Here is a 26,860-nt window from a genome sequence, read left to right on the forward strand (position 1 = left end):
CTACCGTGACCTGCACCCCCCGCACCGACGTCCTCATCGTGGGCAGCGGCATCATGGGATCGGCCGTGGCCCGGCTGCTGCGCGAGGCCGATCCCGCCCTCCGCCTCACGATGGTCGACGGCGGCGCCCCGATCGGCGCCGCACCCGGCCTGCACCTGCACGACCTCGACGATCCGGCCCTGTGGGCGCGCTACAACGAGCGGGTCGCCACCGGCATCCAGGGCATGTACACCGGCGCCGAGGTGGTCCGCGAGACCGCCGGCGGCCTCACCGCCCTCACCCCCGGCATGTTCCACGCGCTGGCCTTCGGCGAGGATGCCGAGGCGATGCCGCAGGCCGCGCTCGCCTGGAACGCGGGCGGCATGGGCGTCCACTGGACCGCCGCGACCCCGTGGCCCCACGGCGAGGAGGTGTTCGACTTCGGCGCCCCGGACCGCTGGAGCGCCGACCTCGCCACCGCGCACCGGCTGCTCGAGGTCACCCCCGCCGCGATCGGCCCCACCGGGCCCGGCCGCCTCGTCCTCGACGTCCTCAACCGCCGCCACGGCGCCGCGGCCCCCGCCGGCCGGCACGCGCAGCCCATGCCCATGGCGGTCACCGCGACCGCGGCCGGGCCCATGCCGCGCACCGCGCCCGGCACGATCTTCCCGGCCCTCGCGGCCGGCGGCGACCCCGCCTTCACCCTGCTGACCGGCACCCTGGCGACCTCGCTCCTCGGCACGGGCACCGGCCGGATCACCGGCGCCCGGCTGCGCCGCGTCGCCGACGGCGCCGTCCACGACCTGCACGCGGACGCCGTCGTGGTGTGCGCGGACGCGCTGCGCACCCCGCAGCTCCTGTACGCGTCCGGCATCCGGCCCCCGGCGCTGGGCCGCCGGCTCAACGAGCACGCGTTCGTCACCGCCCGGGTCCTGCTGGACCTCGACCGGTTCGGACTCGCCCTCGACGACCTGCCGCTGCCCCGCCCCGGCGAGTTCAGCACCGACTCCCTCTGGCTGCCGCAGGGCGGCCCGGACCAGCCCTTCCACGGCCAGATCATGAACCGCACCTACGTCGACGAGGACGGCCGCCCGCTCGCCCACTCCGTCGGCATCTCCCTGTACGTCCCCGTCGAGATCCGTCCCGAGAACCGGCTCGTGTTCTCCCCGACCGCGACCGACCTCGCGGGCATGCCGCGTATCCGTGTGGAGTTCGGGTACTCCGCCGCCGACCGCGCCCTGATCGACCGGGCCCTCGACGAAGTCCGCTCCCTGGCCGAGGAGTTCGGCCCCTTCGACCCCGCGACGGAGCGCGCCCTGCTGCCGCCCGGCTCGTCCCTGCACCTCACCGGCACGGTCCGGGCCTCGGCCGCCGACGACGGCACCGGCGTATGCGACCCGGACGGCAGGGTGTGGGGCTACGACAACCTGTACCTCGCGGGCAACGGGGTGATTCCCACCGCGATGGCCGCCAACGTGACCCTCGCCGGGGTGGTCACGGCGGTGCGGGCGGCCCGCGCCGTCGCCGCCCGCGACACTGTGCTCACCGCCCGACGTCCCTGACCCGCGCCCGACAGAAAGGCCCTTCCGTGCTCGAAATCGCCAAGGAATACCGTGTGGCCCTGCCCGCCTGGATCGACGACGAACTGGCCGACGTGCCCGCCGTCGTACCCGGCGTCGAGGACCGGATGCGGCTCGTGCACCGGCTCGCCGACCGCAACTGGCGCGAGGGCAACGGCGGTCCGTTCGCCGCCCTCGTCGCCGAGCGCGCGAGCGGCCGGATCGTCTCCGTCGGGGTGAACGTGGTGCTCTCCACCGGAGTCTCCAGCGCCCACGCCGAGGTGGTCGCCCTCGGACTGGCCCAGATCGCCACCGGCGGCTGGGATCTCGGCGGCGAAGGGCTGCCCGAACACGAATTGGTCGTCAACTGGCGGCCTTGCGTGCAGTGTTACGGCGCCACGATGTGGTCAGGGGTGCGCGGCCTGGTCGTCGCGGGCGAGGGCCCGGACCTGGAGGAGATCACCACCTTCGACGAGGGCCCGCTCGGCGCGGACTGGGCCGAACAGTTCGAGGCCCGCGGCATCGAGGTCGTCCACGACGTCCTCCGGCCCGAGGCCCTCGCCGTGTTCCGGGGCTACCGCAAGGCCGTCGACGAGGGCGGCATCGTCGTCTACAACGCGCGCGGCGGTGACGAGTGACCCCGCCGAGGTTCGCCACCGACGTCATCACCTTCTACCATCCGGCGTTCTGGGGGCTCGACTCCGCCGGGGCGCTGCGTTCCTGGGCCGCCGCGCACCCCTCGGCCTTCTGGGAACGGGTGATGGACACGCTGGCCGGGACCGGTGTCACCGGCATCGAACTGACCTTCCCGCCCGGCGACATCGACTCCGCCCTGCGCGCCTACGGCAGCGCGGCCGCCTTCCGCCGCGCCCTCGACGCCCGCGGCCTGTCCGTGGTCAGCGCCTTCGTCGCGGGCGAGGACGCACCCGACTGGCGCCGTGGGGACAACCTGCCCGCGATCGTCGCCGACGCCGAGCGCCGCGCGGCCTTCCTCGCCGAGGCCGGCGCGCGGCTCCTCGTCACCGGACTGCCCATGCGGACGACGTTCGGGACCCGCCCGCCCTTCTTCGTCGACGCCGCGTACATGACCCGGATGGCCGGCATCGCGCACGCCGTCGGCGAGGCGGTGGCCCGCCACGGCGTACGGCTCGCCGTCCACACCGAGTCCAACAGCACCCTCTGGTACGAGCGCGACATCGACCTGTTCATGGCCCTCACCGACCCGCGCTACGTCTGGCTGTGCCCCGACTCCTGCCACATCGCGCTGGGCGGCGGCGATCCCGTGGCCGTCGCCCGCCGCCACACCCCGCGCATAGCGCTGGCGCACTGGAAGGACGCGGTCGGTCCCATCGACGTCGAACTCACCGTGGACGAGACGGTGTTCGCCGCGCAGCAGCCGTACATGGCCGCGCTCGGCTCGGGGATCGTGGACTGGCGGGGCTGGGCCGAGGCGATGTCCCGCACCCCCGGCGCCGGCACCGTCCTCATCGAACTCGACGAGGCGGCCGACCCCGTGGCCGCGCTCCGCGCCGGAACGGCGGTGGTCAGCGCCGCCCGGCCGGCCTGACCGGCGGCGCGGCCGGGGACGTCCGGTGCGCTGTCGGGACCGGAACCGTGCGCTGACGGTCCATCCGTTCCCCGCGCACCCCCGCCGCATGGTCCACCCGGCCCGCGCCGACGCGCGCAACAGCCCGCGTCCCTGAACACCGCGGCTCAGCAGGGCTTGCGCCACACCCCCAACTCCAGCTTCTTCTGCATCGACGACAGCTTCAGCCGCCGGGACTCGGCGCAGAAGCTGCTGGTGGGCTCCGCGTACTCCACGTGGAACACCGCCTTCCCGGCCGCGACGAAGGGGGTGAGCCGGGCGCACTCGCCGTACTGGGCGCACTCCTCGTTGACCGCGAAGTCGAAGTCGGGGAGGAGCTGGGGGATCTGCGGCAGGTCGTTCTTCAGGCCGACCGACATCCCGCGGCGGTGCGCGATCCCCGCGATCATGCGGTTGTAGCGGAGCTGGTCGCGGGCGGTGAGCGGGAAGCCGGTCTTGTTGCCGTAACCCTCCACCAGATCGGGTTCCACCGCGTCGAAGCCCTTGTCCCGGCACATGTCGAAGCGCCGCTCCATGATCGGCCGCAGCACGGAGACCTTCCGGATGTCCAGCCACCGTTCGCCCGCCCAGCCGTTCTCCTCGCCCAGCAGCGACTTCGGGAAGTCGCCCTTGTCGGGCCGGAAGTTCTCCCAGGCGCCGACGTTGACGTAACAGATGACTTTGCGGCCGTCGCGGTGCAGCCGCGCCACGTCCGCCTTCGTGTTCTCGAAGCCGTCGATGTCGTAGACGGGCACGTCCACCGACGGGTCGACCCTGCTGTCGAGCTGCCACTGCCAGGCCAGCCCGGGCCGGGGCCGCCAGCGGCCCCCGGGTCCCGAACCGTCCGACGAGGCCCTGTCGCCGTCGCCTCCGGAACAGCCCGCCACCATCAGGGCGGCCGCCAGCAGAATCGCTCGTGCCGTGTACCTCATTGCTCCGTTCCGGTCAGTGCGGGCGTCAACTCCGCCCAGGGATTGGGAAGTTGGCCGGTCACCGGGCCGCTGACCCCGGCGCCCCGCTCACCGGCGGTGCGGACCGCCAGCGGCACCAGCGCCTCGGGGACGCCGTAGACGAGATGGCACAGCCGCTCGGGCGGATGCCGCGCGGCCCAGGCGGGCCGGCTGAACGCCGAGACGTACGTCGACCAGTGGCCCTCGAAGGTGACGGTCAGGTCGGCGAGCCGGGCGTAGCCGGGCGCCGGATGGACACCGGGGTTGAGGACGACCGTCCCGGTGCCCAGCTTGCGCACGGTCCGCACCAGCCGGCGGCAGGCGGGCAGCGCGTCCGGCGTCGCCGTCACCTGGTCGAGGAAGCAGCCGTCGGCCGCGTACCACTCCTGGTGCCGGCGCACATCGGCCACGACCTCGGCGCGCTCGCGCACCCCGTAGTCGGTGTCGACGTAGCCGAGCACGCGTGCGCCCGCCTCCCTCAGCGCCCCGGCCGCCGCGGCGAACGCGGGGTCGGGGCCCTCGCCGGGGCCGTTCGCCGGGTTGAGGATCACGCCGTACGTGCGCCCGGCCGCCCGGATCAGACGGTGCCATGCGCCCGGATCCTCCGCCGGGTGCACGTACAGCGGAATCAGCAGGCTCACGGCGTGCCGTCGCCTTCCCACAGCGCGGCCAGCGCCTCGTCCAGGGAGTGCTGCGGGCGCCAGCCCAGGGCCTGTCCGGCGGCGGTGACGTCGGAGCACTGCCAGGACACCTCGGCCGAGCGGACCGAACGGCCGCCGCTCACGGCCTCCTCGACCCGGCCCCGGAAGCCGGCCCGCGAGGCCAGGCCCAGGACCAGTTCGCGCACCGGGACCGCCCGGCCCGCGCTGACGTTCAGGATCCCCGGCAGCGGGCCGGGCACGGTGACCGCGAGTTCGACCGCGCGTGCCACGTCGCGTACGTCCACGAAATCACGGTACGCGGACAGATCGCCGAGCCGCAGCACGGCGTCCGGGCCGCGGTCGGACTCCCGCAGCAGCGCGGCCAGCCGGCCGGGCAGTCCGGCGGCCGGGGCGCCCGGCCCGACCGGGTTGCCCACCCGCAGCACCACCGCGTCCAGACCGGAGGCGGTCACGGCCACCGTGCCCGCCAGTTTGGTCGCGCCGTACGGGCCCGCCGGGCAGGTCGCCGCGGACTCCGTCACCGGGATGCCCGCCGCCCCCGGACCGTACTCGGCGGCCGAGCCCAGATGCACCAGGCGGGCTCCCGGCGCCGCCTCACGCAGCGCGGCGCACAGCACGGCCGGGCCGCGGGCGTTGACCTCGGCGAGGGTCACGGCGTCGCCACCGGTCGCGCCCGCGCAGTTGACCACCGCGTCGGGTGCCGCCGCGGTAAGGATCTTGGCCAGCTCCCCGGGCCGGACCGAGGCGAGGTCGACCTCGTGGTCCGCGCCGGGGGACCGGCCGGCGCCGAGGACCCGTGCGCCCGGCAGGGCGCGCAGCCGCTCGGCGACATGGGCTCCGAGATAGCCGGTGAAGCCCAGGACGAGAATGCGCATGTGGTGCTCAGGCTCCCTTGAGGAGATGGGACTTGCGGGTGGTGAACTCGGCGTTGGCCCGGTCGTAGTCGTCGGGGCGCCCGATGTCCAGCCAGTAGCCGCCGAACTCGTAGGCGTGCGGCTCGTTCTGAGCTCCGATCAGGTCGAGGACCAACTCGTCGAAGCCGAGGGGCAGTCCGGGCGTGTAGCCCGCAAGCGTCGAGCGGGACAGGCCGTAGACGCCCATCGAGACGCGGTAGTCCATGCTGGGCTTCTCGGTGAAGGCGACCACCTTCGAGGAGTCGGTGGTCAGCACCCCGAAGTCGATGTGCACCTTGCGGGCGTACGTGGCGATGGTCAGCGGCGCCCCCGAGTCCCGGTGTCTGCCCAGCACGTCCGCGTAGTCGAGGTCGGTCAGGACGTCGCCGTTCATCACGAGGAACGACTCGGGCAGTCTCTCCCGCAGGGCGAGCAGCGGGCCCAGGGTGCCCAGCGGGCTCTCCTCGGTGGCGTAGTCGATCCGCATGCCCCAGGCGGAGCCGTCGCCGACATAGGCGCGGATGATCTCGCCGAGATGGCCGATGGCGATCGTGCAGTCGGTGAAGCCGGCCGTGGCCAGCTGGCGCAGCACGATCTCCAGGATGGCGTGCTGGTCGCCGATGGGGACCAGCGGCTTGGGCAGTGCGGTGGTGTAGGGGCGCAGCCGCACGCCCTTGCCTCCCGCCAGGATCACTGCATGCATGGGACTCCTCCTTGGTGTCCGTCGTGCCAGGTCGTGCCGGGCGGGTCAGATGTTGTAGATGCCGGTCTTGTAGCGGGCCAGGTTGGCCGGGTCGCGGAAGAACTCCACGGTGTGCGCGAGCCCCTCCTCCAGGCTGTGCCCGGGCTGCCAGCCGGTGGCCGCGGCGAGCCTGCTCGCGTCCGCGACCAGCCGCATCACCTCGGAGTTCGCGGGCCGGATGCGCGCGGTGTCCTCGCGGACGTCGAGGGCGGTGTCCATAACTTTGCCGATCAGCCCGACCAGGTCGCCGACCGAGATCTCCCCGCCCGTCCCGGCGTTGAAGGTGCGGCCCACCACCTGGTCGGCGGGTGCGGTGCCGACGGCCAGGAACGCCTGCGCGGTGTCCCTGACGAAGGTGAAGTCCCGGGTGGGCCTCAGGTCGCCGAGGGTGATCGTGCGTTCCCCGGCGGCCACCTGACCGATCACGGTGGGGATGACCGCGCGCATCGACTGGCGCGGCCCGAAGGTGTTGAACGGCCGCAGCGTCACCACGGGGGTGTCGAAGCTGGCGTGGTAGCTGTCGGCCAGCCGGTCCCCGCCCGCCTTCGAAGCGGCGTACGGCGACTGGGTGTTGATCGGGTGGTCCTCGGTGATCGGCACGGTCTGCGCGGTGCCGTACGTCTCACTGGTGGAGGTGTGCACCAGCCGGGGCGTGCCGAGCGCGCGCACCGCCTCCAGCACGTTCAGGGTGCCGGTGACATTGGTGTCCACGTAACTGTGCGGCGCCTGGTAGGAGTACGGGATCGCGATCAGCGCCGCCAGGTGGTAGGCCGTGTCGGCCCCTTCGAGCAGGCCGCGGACCGAACCCGGGTCACGGACGTCGCCCAGGACGATCTCCACCTGGTCGAGGACGTCCCGGTGCAGGGTCTCCAGCCAGCCGTACGAGGAGAAGGAGTTGTACTGGGCCATGGCCCGCACCCGGTGTCCGGAGGCGACCAGCGCCTCCGTGAGATGCGAGCCGATGAAGCCCTCGGCCCCGGTGACGGCGGCGAGCGGTGTGGAGGTCAACTCCGGTGTCCTTCCGTTCGGTTCGATGCGTGGGGGGGGGGAGGTGCGTGGGGGAGGAGCGAGGTTCGGGTACGCGCCGGCGGCGCGCATGCTCAGGCGTGCGGCGCGGGGCGGCCGAGCTGCCACAGGGCGCCCGCCGACAGACAGAGCGCCGCGGCGCCGCAGCCCCAGGAGAGCGCAGGGGCGGGGCCAGGCGGCAGGCCGAACAGCGCGACCGCACCGGCACCCCCCGCCGCGGCGAGACAGATCACGGCCGACGGCCAGGCCGCCCCGAACGCCTGCAGCAGCAGCGCGGTCCAGAGGGCGGCCGCGAGCGGCAGCAGCCCGGCCGGGGCGGCGCCGGTGAGCGCGGCCGCGGGCAGCAGGGGCAGGAGGTAGGCGAGCAGACAGCCGCCGAGGATGCCGGCCGAACGCAGCAGGAAGCCGGCGGGCGTCGCGGTGGTGCGCAGGGCCGCCACCGACAGACCACGGTAGCGGTACAGCAGCCACTCCGCGGGCCCCATGCTGACAGTCAGCACGATCACCGCGTACGGCTCCTCGCGCCCCTCCAGCAGCACCAGCACCCCGGCGGCCAGCCCGAACAGGCCGTACGGCAGGGACCACACGAGGCGCGGCCGGGCGGCGCCGGCCGCGGCGGGCACGGCGAGGGTGCCCCGCAGCGCCCAGGCGGTCGCGGCGAGCGTACCGAGCAGGGCCAGCGCCGGCAGTCCGGCCCGCGGCCAGTCGCCCGGATCCCGCCACGGCAGCACGGCCGTCCCGGCGACCAGCGGGGACAGAGCGGCCAGCAGCAGCCGCTCCCGGGCCAGCACCAGCAGCACCCCGGCCGCCGCCAGATACAGCGACTGCGCGGCCGCCGCCAGGACCACCGGTCCGCTCCCGGCGAGCGGCGCGGCGGCCGCCGTCGCGAGGACGGCCCCCAGGGGCGCGCCGGCGAGCAGCGTCCGGCCCGCCTCGCGTCGCCCGGCCGCCATCCGCAGGTGTGCGCGGTGGCCGAGCGCCTGCCCCCAGGCCCAGGAGACCAGGCCCGCGGTGATCAGCGCGGGCGCGTGCCGACCGGCGTTCCACAGGGGCGCGGTGAGCAGATAGGCGAGGCCCGGCAGGGCGAACAGCACCCCGCGCAGCAGACAGCGCACGGTGTCCGGACGCCACACGTCGGGGGCCGCGGCGGGCTCCGGGAAGGTCCGCGGCACCTGCTCGTACAGCGCGGCGGCCAGTGAGAACAGGCTCGGATGGCCGTACCGCTCCTTGATCAGGGTGGCCGACAGGCCCTCCGCCTCCAGGAGCGCGGCCACCTCGTAGGGGTGGACGGCGGGCCCGATGCGGTCGGCGAGTTCGGCGGCGAGCCGGCTCACCGCCTCCTCGTCGGGCCCGTGCCGGGGCAGCCGGATGGCGAGCGTGGTGTCGTCCGACGCCCAGCGCGGGCGGCGGCGCGGCGGCCGGGTGTCGGCCAGCCGCAGCGCCAGCGTGTCCTGTTCGGAGCCGCCCGGCTCGAGGGACATCGGCCCGCTCATCCGGCCACCGTGCCGACCGGCGCTGTCGGCGCCGTCTGCGCGAGCCGTTCGGGCGGGGCCGGTATCGCCGCTGACTCCCGTTCCAGGGCGGGCAGTTCGAGGTAGATCGAGCGGAAGGTGTCGATGGTCCGGCGCAGGGTGAACTGTTCGATCACCCGCAGCCTCGCCGCCTCGCCCATGGACCGCCGCCGCGTCCGGTCGCCCAGCAGTCTCAGCGCGGCCGCGGCCATCGCCTCCGGGTCGCGCGGCGGCACCACCAGTCCGGTGTCGCCGACGGCCTCCCGTACTCCGCCCACATCGGTGGAGACGGTCGCCCGCCCGCACGACATGGCCTCGATCAGCGTGAACGGGAAGCCCTCGCTGATGCTGGACAGCATCACGACGTTGCCGGCCGCGTAGGCGTCCCTGATGTCGTCGACGCGGCCTTCGAAGGTGACGGCGTCCGCGTGCCCGAGTTCCGCGGCGAGCGCCTCGCACCGCTCCCGGTAGGCCTCCCCGCCGCGCGGTGTTCCTCCGAACAACCGCAGCCGCACGGAAGGGAGTCGGGCCCGCACCAGGGCGAAGGCGTGGATGAGGGTCTCCAGGTCCTTGATCGGGTCGACCCGGCCGGCCCAGCTGAGGGTGAGCTCCTGCGGTTCGGGTCCGGCGGGCGGGAAGGCGGCCGGGTCCACGCCGTTGTAGACCGTGCGGATCGACTCCGGCGCGGCGCCGCCCTGCTCCTCCCACAGCCGGTTGTAGCGGTTGCCCGGGGTGATCAGGGCGGCCCGCCGGTAGCTCTCCTCCGCGAGCAGCCGGAAGAAGCCGAGGACGACCGCCTTCACCGGCCAGCGGTAGGGCGCGGTGCGGTAGCCGAGGTAGCGCTCGCGCAGATAGACGCCGTGCTCGGTCAACAGCAGCGGCACACCGTGCTGTTCGAGTGCCGCGAGCCCCGGCAGGGCGGCCACGCCCCCGCTGACCGCGTGCGCCACCCCGGTCTCCGGGGACGGCGCGGCGAGCGGGCGCAGGGCGTGTTCCAGCAGGGTGGTCGCGGTCACGGCGTCGTGCAGGGTCGGGCCGGCCTCGCGCACCGCCAGGCCCGGCCGGTTCCACACCGAGGTCAGGACGGCTATGGCCCGGTCGCCGCGCAGGAAGGGGCTGAGGGCCCCGTCGCCCGCGGCCCGCGCCATCGCGTACAAGGCGGGCGCGAACCCGGCCTCGGCGCGCGGATCGAGCAGGGCGGTGAGGAACTCCTCGTACGCCGAGACGAGTCGGGCGCGGGCCCGGCCGCGGGGCGGCCGGCCCTCGAGCGGGTCGCCCCACATGGGGACGGACCGGACGCGGCCGACGTGGGCGGGCAGGTCCCAGACGACCGGCTCGCGACCGGTGCCGGTGACGGCGATGACGTCGAAGTCGATGTCGGGCATACCTTGGACGAGTTGGTCGCACCAGACACTGACGCCGCCGTGACTGTGCGGGTAGGTGCCTTCGGTCAGCAGGGTGACGCGCGTTGCGCCGGAGCGGCGCGCGCCGTGGGGAACGTGCATCGATGGGCTCCACGGCCGAGGTGTGGGGTGGTTCGTGCCCGGTGGCCGCGTCGGTCGACGGGGCCACCGGCGGGTCCTTGGGTCGGTCGTTGCGCCGTTCAGTTGTCCGTGCTGTCCACCGTGTCCGTGGTGTAGGGGACCTGTTCGCTCACGCCCGCGGGCACCTCGGTGTCCGGTGCGGGCTTCGTCGTGGCGGGCGTCTCGGAGGTGTCGGCGGCCGGGGCCGCGGCGGAGGCCGGGAGGGTCAGCGTGAGGGGAGTGCCGGCGGAGGGGGTCCAGCCGGACACTCCGCCCGCGTACGCCGTCCCGAAGGCGGCGCCGGCCAGGGTGGTGCCGGCCGGCAGTGACGCCGTGACGTCCACCCCGCCCGGTGCCTCGACGGTGACGGTGTCACCGATGCGGTAGGCGCTGACCTGCCCGGACCGCAGTGCGCTCTGCCAGGCGGCCCGGCGCCGCAGTTCCACGCCGATGTCCTTCATCCGCAGGTCGACCACGGGGGTGTCGTCCGCGAACAGGGCCTTGTAGCCGTCGAGGACCCCGTCGAGCACGGGGTAGGCGAGGCGGTCCTCGGCCAGGTTCGACTGGTGGATGAAGTGCGGCTCGGGGTCGTTCGCGAGGACGTGCCCGAGGGCGGTCCGGGTCTCCAGCGGCACGATCCGGCCGGTGTAACCGGTGGCGGTGTCCAGCGGCGCCGCGAGGCAGGTGGTGGTGGCCGGGTTGTCCTCGCAGATGCCGCTGCCGCCCTGGGCGCGGCTGGTGTAGAGCCAGTTGTACTCGTCGACCTGCTCGGCCGTCCGGCCCGCGTTGTAGAAGACGTTCATGGGGTGGCGGGGCACGGTGACGGCCGGGCCGACCTGACGCTGGGCGGGCTCACGGGAGTCGTCCGAGCCGAGCCAGCCGACGCCGTTGTCGGCGAGGGCGAGCGCCAGGTTCGGGTTGTCGGCGGGCTGCTGCGGCAGCACCTTCGTGCCGGAGTGCTCGCCGGTGACCAACTCGTCGCTCTGCAGGGGGAGTCCGGCGTTCTCGCCCCACACGCGGTTGTTCGCGATCTCGTCGGAGATCTCGGTACGGGTCACCCACTCGGTGGAGCCGTCGGCGTTCGTGCCGCACTTCCACGGCACCACCGTGGTGTCCTGCACACAGCCGAGGAAGGCGTGCGTGTAGGTGTGGTTGATCCAGCGGAACTGGTCCTTCTGCGCGAGGAGTTCGTCCGCGAAGGGGTCGGCGCCGTTGTTGTCGGCACGTCGGCCGATGGTGCCGGCCGCGTTGTAGGCGAGGTCCAGGGTGAAGTCGTTCTCGCGCTGCCAGGCGGTCGCGTGGTCGACGTCGGCGGCGGTCATCCGGATCGGGTCGGGCGTGGCGCTCGGGTCGGTGCAGTCGACGTCGCCGGGTGTGCAGTCGAGGGTGGAATTCCAGCGGTCGTCGGCCGCGAACACGTCGTCCACGTGCACGGCGAAGTAGTTGCGGGAGGCGCCGAGACGGACCCCGCCGGTCATCCAGTCCACGATGCCGCGGGCCAGCAGCCGGAACTGCTGCTGGTACTGGTTGTAGACGAACGTGACGACGAGTTCGCGCCGCCCGTCGTGCCGGTACTCGCCCACGAGCGAGCCCCGCGTCGACTGCCCGGGGATCGGCGCGTCGACGTACGGCGTGAAGTCGGCGCCCGCCGCGGGCACCGAAAGGTAGGCGTAACTCTCCGCGACGGCGGCGTCGTTGTCCTCGAAGGGCACGGTCCCGTCGAGGTAGCCGAAGGGCCCGGCCCGTCCGGCGGCGGTCACCGAGGCCTGCACCCCGTCGACGCTGCCGGAGTGGCCGCCGTACACCGGATATTGCAGACCCGCTTCCGGACGGGCGTAGGTGTAGGCGTCGACCTGGGGGATCGCATAGGTCTGCTCGTAGGCCGCGAGTGCCGTCATCTCCGCCGAGCCCGCCGCGAACGGGTTGTCGTCGGGCAGCACCACCGCCTGGAATCTCGCGTGCGGCCGGCTCCCCGTGGTGTCCGCGAGGAAGCCCGCGTCGATCACCTGCCGGCCGGCCCGGCTCAGGTCGATCTCCGTGTACGGCGTCCCGGCCGCGTCGAGTTCGGCCGTGATGGCGGCGGTGGCCGGGCCGCCGTCGCTCACCACGAGGACCCGCAGGTCGACGCGGGGTCTGGTGTCGTCGGCGTGTGCCGTGCCGGCGGGCAGGCCGAGCGCGGCGATGAGCGCGCCCACCGTCAGCACGGTGGTGCGTGTGGTCCGCTTCATGCGGTGATGTTCCCTCCCCGGGCAGGGGTGAGTACGGCTCCCGTGGAGCGGACGCACCCCCTGGCGGGACGCCGGCTTCCCCCTCAGAGGCCGGTCGTCGCCGCATCCGTCGCGTCAACATAGTGATGTTCCTGTGTGGGTTTTGTGGTCTTGCTGCGAAACGTGACGGAAAAGCACGCATGATCCACTCGTCGGACAGACAACCGGATCGTGTGTTTTTCGTTCGGGGTGCCTGTGGAGTCCGTCGGTCGGCGGACTCCCTGTGCTGGCCCGGGCCTTGTGCGGTGGACCGGGGGACCGCTCGGGCCCGCCGGTGGTCTATACCGTCAGGAGTGTCCGGCAACAGGCCGGTTTTGGATCACTCGTATGGATTAACCGGAATTGACCGTCCGTCAGGCGCGGAGCCGGCGCACCGTGGGTCGAGGCGTGACGTCCAACCCCCGCCTCCGTGCGGCACCATGGCGGCCCTTTGGCACTCCTTGGGGCGATCTTGGTCCCGTGCACACCTCGCGTACGGTCGACTTTCACATGGGCGCCATCCGACCCTTCCCTGACGTTCGATGCCCTTGGAACACTCGCATCCCGTCATGTACCGGCCGGCAGAGACATTCCTTCTGCACGAGAGGTCCTCACCCATGCCCGAAGTCAACCGGCGTCGATTCCTCCAGGTCGCGGGCGCCACCACGGCGTTCACCGCGCTCTCCGGCAGCATCGAACGAGCCGCCGCGCTGCCCGCGAACCACCGCACGGGGTCGATCGAGGACGTCGAGCACATCGTCGTCCTGATGCAGGAGAACCGCTCCTTCGACCACTACTTCGGAACCCTCGGAGGCGTCCGCGGCTTCGGCGACCCGCGCCCGGTGACCCTCCCGAACGGCAGGTCCGTCTGGCACCAGTCCGACGGCACCAAGGACGTCCTGCCGTTCCACCCCGACGCCGACGACCTGGGAATGGCCTTCCTCCAGGACCTCCCGCACGGCTGGAACGACGGCCACGCCGCGTTCGACGGCGGCAAGTACGACGGCTGGATCGCGGCCAAGTCCGCGACCACGATGGCGTACCTGAACCGCGCGGACATCCCGTTCCACTACGCGCTCGCCGACGCCTTCACCATCTGCGACGCCTACCACTGCTCCTTCATCGGCTCGACCGACCCCAACCGCTACTACCTGTGGACCGGTTACACCGGAAACGACGGCAAGGGCGGCGGCCCGGTCCTCGGCAACGACGAGGTCGGCTACAGCTGGACGACGTACCCCGAGCGCCTGGAGAAGGCCGGGGTCTCCTGGAAGATCTACCAGGACGTCGGCGACGGGCTGGACAGGAACGGCAGCTGGGGCTGGATCCAGGACGCCTACCGGGGCAACTACGGCGACAACTCGCTGCTCTACTTCACCCAGTACCAGAACGCCCAGCCCGGCGACCCGCTGTACGACAAGGCGCGCACCGGCACCGACGCCCGCAAGGGCGAAGGCTTCTTCGACCGGCTGAAGGCCGACGTGAAGGGCGGCAAGCTGCCGCAGATCTCCTGGATCGTCGCCCCCGAGGCCTTCACCGAGCACCCCAACTGGCCCGCCAACTACGGTGCCTGGTACGTCGCGCAGGTGCTGGACGCGCTCACCTCCGACCCGAAGGTGTGGGCGAGAACGGCCCTGTTCATCACCTACGACGAGAACGACGGCTTCTTCGACCACGCGCTCCCGCCCTTCCCGCCGGCCTCCGCCGCGCAGGGCAGGTCGACCGTCGACACCGGACCGGACCTGTTCGCGGGCGACAGCAGCCACCCGGCCGGCCCCTACGGCCTCGGCCAGCGCGTGCCGATGCTCGTCATCTCCCCCTGGAGCAAGGGCGGTTACGTCTGCTCCGAGACCTTCGACCACACCTCGGTCATCCGTTTCATGGAGCGCCGCTTCGGCGTCCACGAGCCCAACATCTCGCCCTGGCGGCGCGCGGTCTGCGGCGACCTGACCACCGCGTTCGACTTCGGCCGCAAGGACACCCGGCCGGTGTCCCTGCCCGGCACCGACGGCTACCGGCCGCCGGACAAGGACCGGCACCCGGACTACGTCCCCACCCCGCCGGCCAACCCGCGGCTGCCGAAGCAGGAGTGCGGCTCGCGACCCACCCGCCCGCTCAAGTACGCGCCCTCCGTGGACGGTTCGCTGGACGCGGCCGCCGGAAAGTTCACGCTCACCTTCGCCTCGGGCCGCGAGGCCGGGGCCGCCTTCCTGGTCACCTCCGGCAACCGCGCCGACGGACCCTGGAGTTACACCACCGGCGCGGGCAGGTCGCTCTCCGACACCTGGAACTCGGCGTACAGCGGCGGCTCGTACGACCTGACCGTGCACGGCCCGAACGGCTTCCTGCGCGCGTTCAGGGGGAAGGCGGCCGGCGCGGAGGTGGCCGCCCGCCACGCCGGCGACCGCCTCGAGCTGACCTTCACCAACAAGGGGTCCGGCACGGCCGTGCTGAAGGTGCGGGACGGCTACCGCGGCGGGACCACCACCGTCAAGGTGCGTCCCGGAGCGGTCGTACGCCGGCAGGCGGACCTGTCGGCGGGCCACCGCTGGTACGACCTCACCGTCACCTCCGACACCGACCCCGCCTTCCTGCGGCGGCTCGCGGGCCATGTGGAGAACGGCCGTCCGGGCGTGAGCGACCCGGCGATCGCCACCGACTGACCGGACGCCGGCCGGCAGGTGGGTAAATGCGCGGTCAACACCGGCTCGTGGGGACTGGTCAGGTCCCGGTGGACTCGGGATAGTGTGCCCCGGTGACCACGCATTCGAACACACCTGCAGGCTGGTACCCGGATCCGCACGGCGCGGCCCAGACCCTGCGCTACTGGGACGGCGCCCAGTGGACCGACCACACCCACGCCGGACAGCAGGCGCCGGGCGTGCCGCAGCAGCCCGCGGGCCCGGATCCCAAGGTGCAGCGGCAGGTGCAGCAGGAGGCCGGGGTCGCCCCGAGCGGCCCCGGCGGCGGCACGCTGTTCAGCGAGCCGGTGCTGGTGGTGAACCAGAAGGCCAAGCTCATCGAGCTGACCAACGAGTACAAGGTCATGGACCAACAGGGCCACCAGCTCGGATCGGTCGTCGAGGTCGGCCAGAGCGCCCTGCGCAAGGTGATCCGGTTCGTTTCCAGCCTCGACCAGTACCTGACGCACAGGCTGGAGATCCGCGACGCCCACGGGCAGCCGGTGCTGCTGCTGACCCGTCCCGCGAAGATCTTCAAGTCGCGGGTGCTGGTGACGCGCCCCGACGGGCAGCAGGTCGGCGAGATCGTCCAGCAGAACGTCTTCGGGAAGATCAACTTCGCGATCAACGCGGGCGGTCAGCAGATCGGCGCGATCAAGGCGGAGAACTGGCGGGCCTGGAACTTCGCCATCGTCGACCACGCGGAGAACGAGGTCGCCCGGATCACGAAGACCTGGGAGGGCCTCGCCAAGACGATGTTCACCACCGCAGACAACTACGTCCTGCAGATCCACTACCAGCTGCCCGAACCGCTGCTGAGCCTGGTCGTCGCCACCGCCCTGACGGTGGACACGGCGCTGAAGCAGGACGCCCGCGGTCTCGGCTGACGCCCTGCCTCCCCCTCACAACGGGGTGAGATGCTCCGGTCCGGTCGCGGGCCGGGGCAGCAGCGCGGGTTCCGCCGAAGCCGTCTCCGGCTTCAGGGCCAGCACGGCCGCCACGGGATGCTCCTCGTCGAAGGCCGGGTGCGGCTCCGGCGTGGCCCGGGACAGCAGCACCACGCCCCATCCGGCGACGCTCGCCCCGGCCAGCGCCAGCAGCACACCCGCGGCCCCGCCCTGGAGCCGCTCGCCCAGGAGGGCGATGCCGATCGCCGCGGCGGCCACCGGGTTGGCCAGCGTCACCATCGCCAGCGGGGCGCCGAGGCCGCCCCGGTAGGCGGTCTGCGACAGCAGCAGCCCGCCCGTCGCGAACGCCGCCACCAGCAGCGCCACCCCGACCACCTGCACGCTCAGCAGCGAGCCCGACCGGTCCGTGGCGGCCACCGTCACCGTCTGGGTGAGCGCCGAGGCGACCCCGGACGCGAAGCCCGACGCGCTCGCGTGCCGCAGTCCGGGGGTGGCCCCGGGCCGCGCCAGCAGACCGATCAGCGCCGCCGTGACCCCGGCCACCGCCACGGCCGCGGAGCCGCTCAGCACCTGCTCGGGCGCCGGGCCCGACGCCGTGACCAGGATCGCGGCCAGACCGGCAAGGGTGTAGGCGGTGCCGCGCCACTCGGCCGCGGTCACCCGCCGCCCCGCGGCCCTCGCGCCCATCGGCACCGCCGCCACCAGCGTGAGCGCGCCGAGCGGCTGCACCACGGTCAGCGGACCGTACTTCAGCGCCACCACGTGCAGCAGCGCGGCCGAGGCGTTCAGTCCCACCGACGCCCACCAGGCACCTCGGCCCAGCATCCGCGCCAGGCCCGCGCCGGGGGACCGGGAGGCCAGCCGCTCCTGGGCGACGGCCGCGGCCGCATAGGCGACGGCCGAGAAGAGGGAGAGCACCACGGCGCCGAGCATGGCGTTCATCGGGCCGCCCCCGCGAGAACCGGCTCCCCGGCCGGTGCCGGGACGAGCCTCGTGGCACCGCGTCCCGCCGTCGTCGCCGTACGGCGCGGCGCGTGGATCACCGCGAGCGCGGCGGCGAGCAGGGCGCCGGCCACGACGGCGTCCAGCCAGTAGTGGTTCGCCGTGCCCACGATCACCAGCAGGGTCACCAGCGGATGCAGCAGCCAGAGCAGGCGCCACCGCGACCGGGTCGCCACGATCAGACCGATCGCCACCATCAGGGCCCAGCCGAAGTGCAGGGACGGCATCGCCGCGAACTGGTTCGAGAGATGGTCGGTCTTCGGGGGGCCGTAGACCGAGGGGCCGTACACGCGCGCGGTGTCGACGAGGCCGGCCGCCGCGAGCATCCGCGGCGGGGCGAGCGGGAACGCCAGGTGCAGCACCAGGGCGGCGGCGGTGACGGCGGCCAGCACCCGGCGCGCCCACACGTAGTGCGCCGGGCGCCGCAGGTACAGCCAGACCAGGAAGGCGAGGGTGGCCGGGAAGTGGACGGCCGCGTAGTAGGTGTTCGCGACCCTGACCAGGATGTCGCCGTGCAGCAGGAGGGACTGCACCGACTGCTCGCCCGGCAGATGGAGCCACCGTTCGGCGTGCCACACGTCGCCGGCGTTGCGGAGGGCCTCGGCGGTGTGGCCGGTGGCCAGTTGCCGCCCGAACTTGTAGACGAGGAAGAGCCCTGCGACGAGCAGGAGCTCCCGGACTATCGGCGGCCGTGCCGGCGTGGCCGGCTCCGCTTCTGCAGGCTCGGTGCGGGCATTCATCCCCCGGCCCCTTCGCTGGTGCGTTTGATCGATCGATACGACATCGTACCGATACGTTAGTGTACCGATACGCCTGAGTACCGGTACACTGGCGTATCGATTGAGATACGACACACTGGAACCGGGAAGAAAACGGAGAGGGGAAGGGCGATGACGTCGCAGGCCGCTGAGGGACCGGGGCCGGTCGCCGCAACGCGCCGCTCCAAGATCACGCCCGAGCGTGAGAAGGAGTTCTTCGACGCCGTCCTCGAACAGATCCGCGAGTGCGGGTACGAAGCGGTCACCATGGAAGGGGTCGCGGCCACCACCCGCTGCAGCAAGTCCACGCTCTACCGGCAGTGGAAGACCAAGCCCCAGTTCGTCGTCGCCGCGCTGCGGTCCCGGCGGACCGGGCGGCTGACCGGCATCGACACCGGTTCGCTCGCCGACGACCTGCGCGAGGCCGCACGGGCCACGGGCCACTGGTCGTCGCACGACAGCACGCTCATGCAGGCCCTCGGTCACGCGGTCCACGGGGACGAGGAACTCGCGACGGCGCTGCGCGAGGCGCTGATCACCCCCGAGATCGACGCGCTGCGCACGATCCTGCGGCGCGGCGTGGAGCGCGGGGAGATCCCCGCCGGCCATCCCGCGCTGGAGTACATCCCGGCGCAGTTGTTCGGGGTGGTCCGCGCCCGGCCGGTGGTCGACGGGGAGTACGCCGACGCGGACTACCTGGTCAGGTTCGTGGAGGCGGCCGTACTGCCGGCCCTCGGACTGGGTCCGGCCTCACCGTAGAAGACCCAGGCCGCCGTCCACGGGATGACCGGACGGTGACCTGCTCGCGCCGCACCGTGGGGACGGGGGCGGCGCGGACCCCCGGCCGGGTGGGGTTCCCCTTGAGCGGAGGGGTGCCCCACCCGGCCGACCGCCGTCTCACACGTCCTGGCCGCTGCCCCCGCCCGACGCCGTCTTGATGCCCTTGGTGATGGTGTCGATGACGGTCGTGCTCTGGTCGGCGTCCACCCCGAAGCGCAGCACCACCAGTCGCTTGGCGTCGGCCGGCGCCGGGAAGGCCAGGGACTCGACGATGCCGTCGGCGCCCTTGCTGGTGACCGCCTTCCAGCGCACCAGGTAGCCCTTCTGCCCGGCCACGGTCACCGCCTTGGACGAGAGCACCTGGTGCGAGGTGATCTCGCCGTAGGTGGTGCCGCCGTAGGACTCCTCGGCGTTCTTCGAGATGTCCGCCTTCGCGACCGCCTCGGCCGTCGCGCCGTTGGTGCCGAGCGCCTCGGCGGGCGCGGAGTACACACCGCCCTTCGTGCAGGTCTTGGAGGTGTCGCCGGGGCACTTGTAGGAGGCGTCGGAGGTGACCTGCGCACCGACGCTCAGTTCCTGCCCGGTCCAGCCGGCCGGGATGGGGATGCTGATCCCGTTCAGCGCGTCGGTCACCGAACCGCTCTTGATCTTCGGAGCCTCGGACTCGTCGGGAGCGGGCGAACCGCCGCCCGAACCGCCCGAGTCCCCCGACCCGCCGGAGCCGCCGCCCGATCCGCCGAACGGCCCGCCCTGGCCGCCCGTACCGCCGCTGCCGCCCGGTCCGCCCTGGCCGCCGGGGCCCTGCGCGGTGCCGCCACCGCCGCCCCCGTCGTCCTTCGACAACGCGTACACGCCCACCCCGATACTGGCGAGGACCGCGACCGCCGCCGCGACGGCTATGCCCGTGCGCAGCCCGCGCCGCGGGCCGCCGGCCGCAGGGGGAGTCGGATACGCGGCATACGTTGGATATGCCGGATAGGTTCCGTCGGTCGGCGCCTGCGCCGGCGGACCCCATGCGGCGGCCGAGCCCGCGGGGCGGGTCTGGTCCGTCCACGCCTTGCCGTCCCACCAGCGTTCGGTGGCGGGACCGTCACTTGTCTGCCCCGGGTCGGGGTACCACCCGGGAGGAGTCACCTGCGTCATGCCCCCACCGTATGAGGCATCGGTGAAAGGCGGATGAGAGGGAGGGCGTCCAATCCGCTTTCCGGTGGAATCGGTCCCCGGCGCCCCACCGCCCGGCCTGGCGTGAAACCGATGCCGGACCGGACGTCAATTCGGCGCGCGTCGACCGCTGTTGACGTTCCCGGCGCCGCCCCGCAGGCCCGTCGGCGCGTCGCGGGGCCGCCCCCGTCACCCGTGCAGGCAAGACCTGCGCGGACTCCCTCCGTCACGGCCCCCGGACGGCTACGCTCGAGGTCTGTACGTCGTTCGGGCGACTTGGGGAGGTAGCGGGATGACGGAGGCACGGCCGGCGGGGGCCGCCTCGGCTTCCCTCTGGGAGCGCGAAGAAGAGGTCGCCGGCATAGCGCGGGCGGTGGACGCGCTCTGCGCGGACCGGTCCTCCTCGGGCCGTCTGCTGGTGCTCCGGGGCGAGGCCGGCGTCGGAAAGACCGCGCTGCTGGCCGAGACACGCCGCATCGCGGAGGACCGCAACTGCACGGTCTGGTCGGCCCGAGGAGGTGAGACGCTCAGGTCCGTCCCCTTCAACGTGGTACGGCAGCTGCTGCAGCCGGCGCTGCTGTGCCTGCTGCCGGAGGAGGCCCGCGAGTACCTCGGCGACTGGTACGACATCGCCGGCCCCGCGCTCGGCATAGCGGAGCCCGGCGAGGGCCAGGCCGACCCGCAGGGCGTGTGCGACGGCCTCGTCGCCGCGATGAGCCGGCTGGCCGCGCGGTACTACCCGCTCGTGCTGCTGATCGACGACGCGCACTGGGCCGACCAGGAGACCCTGCGCTGGCTCACGGCCTTCGTGGAACGCCTGGACCATCTCTCCGTCCTGGTCGTCGTCGCCCGCCGGACCGACGAGGTCACGGGCGAGCGGGGCCGCTACCTCGACCGCCTCGGCGAGGCCGCGGGCCGCTCCGTCACCAGCCTCAGCACCCTGACCCCGGCCGCCGTGGCCGGCCTGACCCGCGCCACCCTCGGGGAGCACGCCGACGCCGCGTTCTGCCGCGAGGTGTGGGCCGTGACGGACGGCAACCCCTACTACACCGTCGAACTCCTCGCCAAGGTCAGGGACAAGGGCCTCGACCCGATCGAGGACTCGGCCGCCGAACTGCGCCCCCTCAACCGCGCCGCGGGCAGCGGCGGCCTCGTCGACCGGCTCGAGGAACTGGGCGTCGAGGCCACCCGGTTCGCCATGGCGGCCGCCATCCTCGGCGGCGTCGGGATCTCCATCGACGAGGCGGCCCGGCTCGCCGTCATGGACCGCGACGCGGCCGTGCGCTGCGCCGAACTGCTGCGCACCGCCCGCATCCTGACCGAACCGGACCCGGCGGCCGTGCCCGCCGCCCGCGGCGACCTGGAGTTCGTCCACCCGCTGATCGCCTCCGCGGTCTACGACTCCATCCCGCAGAGCCTGCGCACCGCGATGCACGGCATCGCCGCCCAGGTCGTCACCGACGCAGGCAAGGGCCTCGCGGCCGCCTCCCGGCACCTCATCCAGGTCCACCCGGAGGGCGACCAGGAACTCGTCGAGCAACTGCGCGGGGCGGCCGGCGAACACCTCGCCGTCGGCGCCCCCGACGCGGCCCGCCGCTGTCTGGAACGCGCCCTGGAGGAGCCACCCGCGCCCGATGTCCACGCCCGGGTGCTGTACGACCTGGGCTGCGCCACCCTCCTCACCGCGCCCGCCCGCACCGTCGAGCACCTGCGCACGGCGCTCGCCATGCCGGGTCTCGACGGCGACGTACGGGTCGACGCCGTCTACCGCCTCTCCCAGGCCCTCCTGCACAACGACCAGATGGAGGAGGCCGTCCGCACCATCGAGGCGGAGGTCGCCCGGCTCGGGCCCGGACCGGCGAAGATGCGGCTGCAGGCGGTGCAGTTCATGTGGGAGGGCGTCCACGCGGGCGAGGCGACCTCACCGGGCCGCTCGGAGAGCCTCGCCGCCCTCGCCGCGACCTGTACAGGCCGCGACAACGCCGAGCGCGCCCTGCTCATCCTGCGCGGCTTCGACGCCATGACCCGCGGGGAGAACGCCGAGGAGGTCGTCGAGTTCTGCGACCGCTCCCTCGTCAACGGCCGGCTCGCGCCCGGCCTCGGCTGGGTCGACCAGGAGTGGGGCATCGAACTGCTGATGATGCTGTCCAGCTCCTACGCCTACACCGACCGCCTCGACCGCGCCGACGCCCTCTTCAACGAGGCGCTGCGCACCTACGAGTCGGCCGGCTGGAGCGGCGGCCACCTCTCCCTGGCCCACGCCTACCTCGGTCTGGGCCTGCGCCGCCGGGGCCGGCTGAAGCAGGCGGAGGAGTCCCTGAGGGAGTCCCTGCGCATCGCCGAACGCGTCGGCCGCGGACTGCCCCTGTACTGGTCGGCCACCTGCAACCTCGTCGACGTGCTGCTCGCCCGCGGCCATGTCGAGGAGGCCTGGGAGATCGCCGAGGAGTACGGCTTCGGGCCGCCCTACCCGTCCACGATCGTGCTGCCGGACCCCCGCTCGGTGCGCGGCCGGCTGCTGCTCGCGGTGGGCCGCACCGCCGACGGCGTCAACGAACTGGAGGAGGCCGAGAAGGCGGCGGTGGCACGCGGCCACCTCAATCCCGTGCTGGTGCCCTGGGCGGTCGACCTCGCCCGGGCCCTCGCCGCCGAGGACCCGGTCCGCGCGGCCCGGCTGGCCTCCGACGCCCGCCGCCGGGCCGAACGGCTCGGCACCGACACCGCCATCGGCGAGGCCCTGCGCTGCGCCGCCGCCCTGGAGACCGGCCAGCGGGCGGTCCGCCTCGCCCAGCAGGCCGTCACCTACCTGGAGGCCTCGCCCTGCCAGTTCGAACACGCGGCCGCGCGCATCGAGTACGGCATCCTGTCCCGCTCGATCGCCGAACTGAACCGCGGCCTGACCCTGGCCCGCGCCTCCGGGGCGGACGGCCTGGTGCGAAAGGCGGAACAGGCGCTGGACGGCCTGACGGGACTCGACCCGCGGTAGGGCGGACAGCCGGAAGGGGCCCGGTCAGCCGGCGAGCAACTCGTCGGTGAGCCGGGCCAGCCGGCCTCGCAGTTCCGGGTCGTAGGCGTCCTCGTGCGCCCGGGCGGGCCGGGTCCCGTCGAAGAAGCGGCCCGTGCCCAGGTCCTCGGTCGCCAGCGCCAGGACGCCCGGCGCGCCGTCCGCGACCGTGGACCACGGCGCGACCCCGCCCTCGCGGACCATCGCCGTGTCCATGAACGTCGCCGGGTGCAGCACGTTCACCGCGACGCCGGTGTCGGCCAACTCCTCGGCGAGGGTGAACGTATGGGCCGCCAGGGCGAACTTGCTGCGGCAGTACGCCGGGAAGCCGCCGTAGCCGCGGGTGAACTCCGGATCGTCGAGATCGACGGGTTCCTGCCCGACCGACCCGACGTTGACGATCCGGGCCGGCGCGGATCCCCGCAGCACCGGCAGCAGCACACGGGTCAGGGCGACCGGCGCCAGGTAGTTGACGGCCAGCCGCAGTTCGTGCCCGTCCGCGCTGACCTCACGGCCCGAGCCGGGCGAACCGGCCCCGACGCCCGCGTTGTTGACGAGCACGTCGAGTCCGGGGTGGGCCTGCGCGACCCGCGCGCCCAGCTCCCGGACCCGCGCCAGCGAGGCCAGGTCGGCGACGAACCCCTCGGCCTCGCCCTCCTTGCGCAGCTCCTCGACGAGGGCGTCCGTACGGCCCGGATCGCGGCCGTGGGCGAGAACCAGGTGACCGGAGCGGACCAGCTCGAAGGCGACGTACCGGCCGAGACCGGAGGTGGCGCCGGTGATCAGGATGGTGGACATGCCCCTACGGTAGGCACACCGCGCCGCCCGGTGCCTGTCCCCGCCGGGGTCACCCTTCCTCCTCCAGCACCCGCTGGGCCGCCGCGAACGCCGAGTTGGCCGCCGGGACCCCGCAGTACACGGCCGTCTGCAGCAGCACGGCGCCGATCTCCTCCGGCGTGAGCCCGTTCCGCCGGGCCGCGCGCACGTGCATGGCCAGCTCGTCGTAGTGGCCGTGGGCGACCAGCGCGGTCAGTGTGATCATGCTGCGCTCGCGGCGGCTGAGCGTGGGGTCGGTCCAGATCTCGCCCCAGGCGTAGCGCGAGATGAAGTCCTGGTAGCGGGCCGTGAACGGGGACTGCCGGGCCTGGGCGCGGTCCACGTGCGCGTCGCCGAGCACCTGGCGCCGCACCTCCATGCCCCGCCTGGCGCCCCCGTCGAAGTGTGCGCGCAGTGCCGTGAGGACCGCCTCCGGCCGCTCCGCCGGGGCCAGGTGCGAGGCGCCCGGGATCTCCACCAGAGTGGCGTGCCGCACCCCGTCCGCGATCTCCCGCAGATGCGCGGGCGGGGTCGCCGGATCCTGCCGCCCGGCGATCAGCAGCGTGGGCACGGAGATCTCCGCGAGCCGCTCCCGCACGTCGAACGCGCCCAGCGCGTCACAGCACGCCGCATACGCCTCCGGGTCGGCGTCGCGGTGGTCGGCGATCAGCCGCGGCACGGTGAACCCGGGCGTGAACCAGCGGGCGTCCGCGTTCTCGGCGAGCGTGCCCAGCCCCTCGCTGCGCACCAGCGCGGCCCGCTCCTCCCACGGCCTGCTGCCGTTGAAGTGGGCCGAGGAGCAGATCACGGCCAGGCACGACACGCGCTCGGGGTGGTGCAGCGCGAGGTGCAGCCCCACCGCGCCGCCCAGCGACACGCCCGCGTACCCGAACCGCTCCAGGCCGAGGGAGTCGGCGAGCTCCAGCACCAGGCCGGCGAGGTCGCCGACGGTGGCGCCGGGCCCGATGAGGTCCGCCGGGGAGCCCCCGTGGCCCGGCAGGTCCCAGCGCACCACCCGGTGGGTGATGGACAGTTCGGGCGCGACCTGGTCCCACAGGGCGTAGGAGGTGCCCAGCGAGGGGCCGAGCAGCAGCGGGGGCGCGGAAGCCGGGCCCTCGGCACGGTGGTTGAGCAGCTTCTCGGTCAACGTCGCTCCAGCGCACGGTCGGTGAGGGTTCCGGCGGAGCCGGTGTAGTGGGCGGGGTCGGTGAGGTCGCCGAGGTCGATGTCCTTCAAGTCGGGCTCTTCGGCGAGCAGTTCGGCCAGCGTCCGGCCTTCGGCATAGGTCCGTGGGGCGAGTCCGGTCAGCAGCTCCTTGGCGCGGGCCCGGCCCAGCACGGCCGACAGCTCGGCGGACAGCCGCTCGGAGACGATCAGCCCGTGGGTGAGGTCCAGGTTCGCGCGCATCGCCTCGGGCCGCACCCGCAGCCCCTCCGTCAGCTCGGCCGCGTCCCGGGCGGCCCCGCCGGTCAGCCGCAGCAGGTCCCTCAGCGGCTCCCACTCGGCGTGCCAGGCGCCGGCCGGCCGTTCGTCCTCGGCGGCCAGCGACCCGTAGAGCACCGCCGCGAGCTGCGGGGCGCGCCGGGCGGCGGCCGCGACCAGCGTGGCGCGCACCGGGTTCGCCTTGTGCGGCATGGCCGAGGAACCGCCCCCGCTGCCCTCCGCGACCTCGGCGATCTCGGTCCGGGCGAGGGTGAGGACGTCGGTGGCGGCCTTCCCCAGCGCCCCCGCCGTGAAGGCCAGGGCGCCGGCCAGGTCGGCGATCGGCGTGCGCAGGGTGTGCCACGGCAGCAACGGTGCCGCCAGCCCGAGTTCACGAGCGTAGGCGGCCGGGAGCGCGGTCGCGTCCCGGGTGCCGTACGCCGTGAAGGCCGCCAGGGTGCCTGCGGCACCGCCGAGTTGGGCGGGCAGCGAGCCCCGCACGGCCGTCACCCGGTCCCTGGCGTCCAGCACGAGGGCGCGCCACCCGGCGGCCTTCAGCCCGAAGGTGGTCGGTACGGCGTGCTGGGTGAGCGTGCGGCCCGGCATCGGAGTGTCCCGGTGGGCGGCGGCGAGCCGGGCCAGCGCCCGCTGGACGCGGTCGAGGTCGGCGAGGAGGAGGTCCAGTGTCCGCGCCGCCACCAGCATGGTCGCGGTGTCCATGATGTCCTGGCTGGTGGCGCCCCGGTGCACATACGGGCCGTACTCGCCGCCGACGGCCTTCGTGAGGTCGGCGACCAGCGGAATCACCGGGTTGCCGCCCGAGCGGGCGCGCTCGGCGAGGGAGCGCACGTCGAAGTCGGCTGCCGCCGCCTCGGTCACCGCCGCCCCCGCCCCTTCGGGGGCCACGCCCACGGCCTCCTGGGCGCGGGTCAGCGCCGCCTCCGCGTCCAGCAGGGCCCGCAGATACGCGCCGTCACCGGTCGCCGAGGCGGCGGGGGAGCCGGTCCACCCCGGGGAGAGCAGACCGGCGCCCGGCTGTGCAGAAGTCACTGGAACTCCAGGAAGACCGTCTCGCCCTCGCCCTGAAGGCGGATGTCGAAACGGTAGGTGCCGAGCGGGCCGTCCTGGGCGATCAGCGTGTCGCGGCGCGCCGGGTCCACCTGCTTCAGCAGCGGGTCGGCGGCGAGCGCCGCGTCGTCGCCCGGCAGGTAGATCCGGGTGAACAGGTGCACCAGCAGCCCCCGCGCGAACACGCACACGCTGAGGTACGGGGCGCTGTTCCCGCGCGCTCCGGGCCGCAGCGTCCGCGCCGACCAGTGACCGTTCGCGTCCGTCTGGACCCGCCCCCAGCCGGTGAACTCCACCCCGTTGCGGCCCAGGAACCCGCCGCTCGCGGGGTCGCGCCGCATCGAGCCGTCGACCTGCGGCACATTGCCGTCCGGGTCGGCGCCCCACAGCTCCACGAACGCGTCCGGCAGCGGGGTCCCCTCGCCGTCGTACACATGTCCCTGCAGGGTGATGGTGTCGGGGTGGCCGAGCGGGGCGATGTCGCCGCCGCCGGGGAACGGCAGGGCGTGGCCGTAGAACGGGCCGACCGTGTGCGACGGGGTCGGGAGCACGGTCTCAGGACGGCTCGTGTCGATCTTCGTCAT

At 73.6% G+C, this 26,860-nt stretch carries 22 protein-coding genes; 7 read left to right on the plus strand and 15 right to left on the minus strand.

Annotated features, from left to right (window positions below; translation table 11 throughout):
* The first annotated feature begins 5 nt into the window (after positions 1–5).
* The 3 genes from ABT057_RS41285 to ABT057_RS41295 are packed head-to-tail and all read left to right on the plus strand — an operon-like array spanning position 6 to position 3,105.
* On the plus strand, positions 6–1,541 hold the full coding sequence (locus tag ABT057_RS41285; protein ID WP_352349097.1) for a GMC oxidoreductase: 1,536 nt from the start codon (positions 6–8) through the stop codon (positions 1,539–1,541).
* A gap of 26 nt (positions 1,542–1,567) precedes the next feature.
* Entirely contained in the window at positions 1,568–2,176 is a 609-nt protein-coding gene (locus ABT057_RS41290) for a nucleoside deaminase (protein ID WP_352349098.1), read from the plus strand.
* Positions 2,173–3,105, plus strand: coding sequence for a sugar phosphate isomerase/epimerase family protein (locus ABT057_RS41295; RefSeq protein WP_352349099.1), 933 nt, complete (start codon positions 2,173–2,175; stop codon positions 3,103–3,105). The genes ABT057_RS41290 and ABT057_RS41295 overlap by 4 nt, the downstream gene beginning before the upstream one ends.
* Positions 3,106–3,251: 146 nt before the next feature.
* Here ABT057_RS41295 and ABT057_RS41300 read toward each other — a convergent pair whose 3' ends face one another.
* From ABT057_RS41300 to ABT057_RS41335, 8 genes are all read right to left on the minus strand, one after another.
* Positions 3,252–4,055: an endo alpha-1,4 polygalactosaminidase gene (locus ABT057_RS41300; protein WP_352349100.1), complete on the minus strand. Its 804-nt coding sequence runs from the start codon at positions 4,053–4,055 to the stop codon at positions 3,252–3,254.
* Positions 4,052–4,714, minus strand: a complete 663-nt coding sequence (locus tag ABT057_RS41305; RefSeq protein ID WP_352349101.1) for a spherulation-specific family 4 protein — start codon at positions 4,712–4,714, stop codon at positions 4,052–4,054. Before ABT057_RS41305 ends, ABT057_RS41300 begins: the two co-directional genes overlap by 4 nt.
* Entirely contained in the window at positions 4,711–5,610 is a 900-nt protein-coding gene (locus tag ABT057_RS41310) for an NAD-dependent epimerase/dehydratase family protein (protein WP_352349102.1), read from the minus strand. The genes ABT057_RS41305 and ABT057_RS41310 overlap by 4 nt, the downstream gene beginning before the upstream one ends.
* Before the next feature lie 7 nt (positions 5,611–5,617).
* A complete protein-coding gene (locus tag ABT057_RS41315; RefSeq protein WP_352349103.1) occupies positions 5,618–6,331 on the minus strand; it encodes a nucleotidyltransferase family protein in 714 nt (237 codons plus the stop codon).
* Between the two features lie 45 nt (positions 6,332–6,376).
* Positions 6,377–7,378, minus strand: a complete 1,002-nt coding sequence (locus ABT057_RS41320; protein ID WP_352349104.1) for a GDP-mannose 4,6-dehydratase — start codon at positions 7,376–7,378, stop codon at positions 6,377–6,379.
* A gap of 92 nt (positions 7,379–7,470) precedes the next feature.
* Positions 7,471–8,889 (minus strand): hypothetical protein, encoded by a 1,419-nt coding sequence (locus ABT057_RS41325; RefSeq protein WP_352349105.1) that lies wholly within the window; start codon positions 8,887–8,889, stop codon positions 7,471–7,473.
* Positions 8,886–10,412, minus strand: a complete 1,527-nt coding sequence (gene pelF / locus ABT057_RS41330; protein WP_352349106.1) for a GT4 family glycosyltransferase PelF — start codon at positions 10,410–10,412, stop codon at positions 8,886–8,888. Before pelF ends, ABT057_RS41325 begins: the two co-directional genes overlap by 4 nt.
* Before the next feature lie 98 nt (positions 10,413–10,510).
* The gene (locus ABT057_RS41335; protein ID WP_352349107.1) at positions 10,511–12,658 is read right to left on the minus strand and encodes a hypothetical protein; all 2,148 of its coding nucleotides are present in this window, start codon (positions 12,656–12,658) and stop codon (positions 10,511–10,513) included.
* Between the two features lie 635 nt (positions 12,659–13,293).
* Here ABT057_RS41335 and ABT057_RS41340 point away from each other — a divergent pair.
* Together ABT057_RS41340 and ABT057_RS41345 are read left to right on the plus strand one after the other, a co-directional pair.
* On the plus strand, positions 13,294–15,339 hold the full coding sequence (locus ABT057_RS41340; RefSeq protein ID WP_352349108.1) for a phosphocholine-specific phospholipase C: 2,046 nt from the start codon (positions 13,294–13,296) through the stop codon (positions 15,337–15,339).
* 92 nt (positions 15,340–15,431) lie between these two features.
* Positions 15,432–16,244 carry an LURP-one-related family protein gene (locus tag ABT057_RS41345; RefSeq protein ID WP_352349109.1) on the plus strand — a complete coding sequence of 271 codons (813 nt, stop codon included), beginning with the start codon at positions 15,432–15,434 and terminating at the stop codon, positions 16,242–16,244.
* A gap of 15 nt (positions 16,245–16,259) precedes the next feature.
* Here ABT057_RS41345 and ABT057_RS41350 read toward each other — a convergent pair whose 3' ends face one another.
* Together ABT057_RS41350 and ABT057_RS41355 are read right to left on the minus strand one after the other, a co-directional pair.
* Positions 16,260–17,207, minus strand: a complete 948-nt coding sequence (locus ABT057_RS41350; protein WP_352349110.1) for a DMT family protein — start codon at positions 17,205–17,207, stop codon at positions 16,260–16,262.
* Positions 17,204–18,007: a phosphatase PAP2 family protein gene (locus ABT057_RS41355; protein WP_352349111.1), complete on the minus strand. Its 804-nt coding sequence runs from the start codon at positions 18,005–18,007 to the stop codon at positions 17,204–17,206. The genes ABT057_RS41350 and ABT057_RS41355 overlap by 4 nt, the downstream gene beginning before the upstream one ends.
* A 150-nt stretch (positions 18,008–18,157) precedes the next feature.
* On the opposite strand from ABT057_RS41355, the gene ABT057_RS41360 reads away from it, so the two are divergent.
* Entirely contained in the window at positions 18,158–18,784 is a 627-nt protein-coding gene (locus ABT057_RS41360; protein WP_352349112.1) for a TetR/AcrR family transcriptional regulator, read from the plus strand.
* 138 nt (positions 18,785–18,922) lie between these two features.
* Here the strand turns inward: ABT057_RS41360 and ABT057_RS41365 are convergent, their stop codons facing one another.
* Complete coding sequence (locus ABT057_RS41365; protein ID WP_352349113.1) at positions 18,923–19,948, minus strand: DUF2510 domain-containing protein; 1,026 nt, start codon at positions 19,946–19,948, stop codon at positions 18,923–18,925.
* Between the two features lie 310 nt (positions 19,949–20,258).
* Here ABT057_RS41365 and ABT057_RS41370 point away from each other — a divergent pair, with 310 nt between their 5' ends.
* Positions 20,259–22,952: an ATP-binding protein gene (locus ABT057_RS41370; protein WP_352349114.1), complete on the plus strand. Its 2,694-nt coding sequence runs from the start codon at positions 20,259–20,261 to the stop codon at positions 22,950–22,952.
* Between the two features lie 24 nt (positions 22,953–22,976).
* Here ABT057_RS41370 and ABT057_RS41375 read toward each other — a convergent pair whose 3' ends face one another.
* Genes ABT057_RS41375 through pcaG form a run of 4 tightly spaced genes read right to left on the minus strand, consistent with a single transcriptional unit; the run spans position 22,977 to position 26,860 of the window.
* Positions 22,977–23,768 (minus strand): SDR family NAD(P)-dependent oxidoreductase, encoded by a 792-nt coding sequence (locus ABT057_RS41375; RefSeq protein WP_352349115.1) that lies wholly within the window; start codon positions 23,766–23,768, stop codon positions 22,977–22,979.
* A 49-nt stretch (positions 23,769–23,817) separates the two neighbouring features.
* Positions 23,818–24,933, minus strand: coding sequence for a bifunctional 3-oxoadipate enol-lactonase/4-carboxymuconolactone decarboxylase PcaDC (pcaDC, locus tag ABT057_RS41380; RefSeq protein WP_352349116.1), 1,116 nt, complete (start codon positions 24,931–24,933; stop codon positions 23,818–23,820).
* Positions 24,930–26,258, minus strand: a complete 1,329-nt coding sequence (pcaB, locus tag ABT057_RS41385; protein WP_352349117.1) for a 3-carboxy-cis,cis-muconate cycloisomerase — start codon at positions 26,256–26,258, stop codon at positions 24,930–24,932. Before pcaB ends, pcaDC begins: the two co-directional genes overlap by 4 nt.
* Positions 26,255–26,860 carry a protocatechuate 3,4-dioxygenase subunit alpha gene (pcaG, locus tag ABT057_RS41390; protein ID WP_352349118.1) on the minus strand — a complete coding sequence of 202 codons (606 nt, stop codon included), beginning with the start codon at positions 26,858–26,860 and terminating at the stop codon, positions 26,255–26,257. Before pcaG ends, pcaB begins: the two co-directional genes overlap by 4 nt.

It is taken from the genome of Streptomyces sp. NPDC002588, from assembly GCF_040295925.1.
Lineage (GTDB): Bacteria > Actinomycetota > Actinomycetes > Streptomycetales > Streptomycetaceae > Streptomyces.